The following is a 2,785-nucleotide window of genomic DNA, read 5'->3' as shown; positions in this document are numbered from 1 at the left end:
GCGGGCTCCTGGGCGGCCGGGGGCGCAGCCGGTTTCGGTGCGGCCGGCTTGGGCGCAGCGGGCTTCACGGCCGAACCGTTGCCGTCGCTCTTGACCTTTTCGCCTGCCGGTTTCGAGCCGCCGAACGACTCACGCAACCGGCGGGCGACGGGCGCCTCGACTGTCGACGACGCCGATTTGACGAATTCGCCCTGTTCGTTCAGTCGGGCGAGAACTTCCTTGCTGGTGACACCGAGTTCTTTAGCCAACTCGTGCACGCGGGCCTTACCTGCCACTACATCTCCTGTCTGGGAGGCGACAGCGGTGGTGGGCGCCGCGCCTCGGTTTAGCTATGACGCATGGTCATCGAGACTTCACGGTGTGCTCATGTTCTTCGCTACCTGTCCTGTTGCCGCAGTGGATCGAGTGCCCCCGAGTCCGGGAAACGCTCGGTCACCGCGGTGATGTCCGGTGTACCGGTGATCCGCAACGCTCGGCCGAACGCCCGCCGACGAACTGCCGCTTGAAGGCACTCGGGGTCCGGATGCAGCCACGCACCACGCCCCGGGAGCGTTCCTGCTGCGTCAACGGTCACGGCACTGGCGTCATTCCCAGGGCCATCCCCGCCATCGACAGCAACAACTCGAAGCAATTCGACGGCCAGCTCTCGTTTTCGGCATCCGATGCAGGTCCGCACTGGTCCACCTGGAGGTTCGACGGTGTTTCTCTGCATCCGAGCCGATGTCTCGCGCTGGATCATAGCTGAGTCTACCGTCACCGCAGCACCGAAAAGAAAATCGGTACCCAAAGCCGGCGGGCGCGGCGCGTCAGCGCTCGCCCACGGCGCCGTGCGCGGCGCCCGGACTGGGCTGGGGCCGACCCGGCGGACGGGCGGCCGGGTCCACCGGCGCGTCGTCGTCGCTGCGGATGTCGATACGCCAACCGGTCAGCCTGGCCGCCAGGCGGGCGTTCTGCCCTTCCTTGCCGATCGCCAGTGACAGCTGGAAGTCCGGAACGATCACCCGGGCTGCGCGTGCAGCCTCGTCGATGACCGACACCGAGACGACCTTGGCCGGCGACAGGGCGTTAGCCACGAATCGGGCAGGGTCCTCGTCGAAGTCGATGATGTCGATCTTCTCGCCGGACAGCTCACTCATCACGTTGCGCACCCGCTGCCCCATCGGGCCGATGCAGGCGCCCTTGGCGTTGAGGCCCGGCATCCGGGAGGTGACGGCGATCTTGGAGCGGTGGCCGGCCTCCCGGGCCACCGCGATGATCTCGACCGAACCGTCGGCGATCTCGGGGACCTCCAGCGAGAACAGCTTGCGCACCAGGTTCGGATGGGTGCGCGACAACGTGATGAGTGGTTCCCGGGCACCGCGGGACACCCCGACGACGTAGCAGCGCAACCGGTCCCCGTGCTCGTAGCGTTCGCCGGGGACCTGTTCGGCAGCGGGAATGACGCCTTCGGATCCCTTGGTCTCGCTGCCCATCCGGACGACCACCAGACCGCGGGCGTTCGCCCGCGAGTCACGCTGGATGACCCCGGCGACGATGTCACCCTCGCGGGCCGCGAACTCGCCGTAGTTCTTCTCGTTCTCGGCGTCGCGGAGCCGCTGCAGGATCACCTGGCGTGCGGTGGTGGCCGCGATACGGCCGAAACCCTCAGGGGTGTCATCCCATTCGTGCAGGAGGTTGCCGTCGGCGTCGGTCTCGCGGGCCATCACCTTGACGATGCCCGTCTTGCGGTCGATGTCGATCCGCGCGTCGGCCTGGTGACCTTCGGTGTGCCGGTATGCGGTCAGCAGTGCCGACTTGATGGTGTCGACCACGACGTCGACGGTGATTCCCTTGTCGGCCTCGATGGCGTGCAGGGCCGCCATGTCGATGTTCACGTTGAGGCCTCCTTTCCGGATTGGCCCGCCAGTTCCAGCTCGTGCGGATTGGGCGGCGAGAACTCCACCTGGACAACAGCGTTGGTGATGGTGTCGAGAGCGATGTCGCGGACGGCGAACTCCCCGCGGGCGCGTTCGCGCAGCACGAGGTCGACGGTGGGTCCGCGCACCGCGCCGAGCCGTCCCGTCAGCGTCGATCCGTCGGACAGCGTCAATTCCACCTTGCGGCCGCGAGCCCGGCGGAAATGCTTCTCGGTGGTCAGCGGGCGCTCCACGCCCGGCGAGGTGACCTCGAGGACGTAGGGCGCGGTGTCCAGTTCGTCGAGCAACGCCGAGGCCACCCGGGACAGTTCGGCCACCGAGTCCAGGTCCAGGCCGGCGTCACCGTCGGTGATCACCGTGATCCGGGGCGGACGCGCGGCGGTGTCGATCACCACGTCCTCGATGTCGAATCCGGTGCGCGCGAACTCCCCGTCGAGCAGTTCGATCACCTGTCGTTGCGACGGCAATGCCGTAGACCGCTCCGCCACGGTGAGCTCCTCGTCTTGAGTTGTCCGGACACGGTTCGCAGGGATTTCGTGTGAACACGGTCCCCGGACCCGACACTCCACGATACGCCAGCGTCCTCAACCCGAATGACGTAAATCGGTGCGACACCGATGACGGCCCCCGAGCCGCCGGGGCGGCATGCCCCCCAAGCCGCCGCCGCGGCATGCCCCCCAAGCCGCCGCCGCGGCAATGGCAGGATGTTGCTCGTGTTGAGCCGTCCGCCGATCGTCAGCCGGCGACGCGTGCTGGCTGGGGCGGCGGCTCTGGCCCTGTTCGCGGCGACCACGACGACGTCGGTGGCCTGCGGCACCGCCCCACCCCCGCCGGACCTCGACGAACTGACAACCGCGCTGGACCGCGCC

General features: G+C 68.0%; 4 protein-coding genes. All 4 read right to left on the bottom strand.

Annotation, left to right across the window (positions count from 1 at the left end):
• Positions 1-275 (bottom strand): translation initiation factor IF-2 N-terminal domain-containing protein (locus WA944_RS19630; protein ID WP_526647261.1); only part of this gene is annotated, 275 nt, incomplete at its 3' end.
• 101 nt (positions 276-376) lie between these two features.
• Positions 377-712, bottom strand: a complete 336-nt coding sequence (locus tag WA944_RS19625) for a DUF448 domain-containing protein (protein WP_526611798.1) — start codon at positions 710-712, stop codon at positions 377-379.
• Between the two features lie 94 nt (positions 713-806).
• Positions 807-1,874 (bottom strand): transcription termination factor NusA, encoded by a 1,068-nt coding sequence (gene nusA, locus WA944_RS19620; RefSeq protein WP_526611797.1) that lies wholly within the window; start codon positions 1,872-1,874, stop codon positions 807-809.
• Positions 1,871-2,404: a ribosome maturation factor RimP gene (rimP, locus tag WA944_RS19615; protein WP_526611796.1), complete on the bottom strand. Its 534-nt coding sequence runs from the start codon at positions 2,402-2,404 to the stop codon at positions 1,871-1,873. Before rimP ends, nusA begins: the two co-directional genes overlap by 4 nt.
• Positions 2,405-2,785: the final 381 nt, after the last annotated feature.

Source organism: Mycobacterium sp. (assembly GCF_049683355.1).
Taxonomy (GTDB): domain Bacteria; phylum Actinomycetota; class Actinomycetes; order Mycobacteriales; family Mycobacteriaceae; genus Mycobacterium.
The sequence above is the reverse complement of the archived record's forward strand: the minus strand, read 5'-3'. Positions and strand labels throughout refer to the sequence as shown.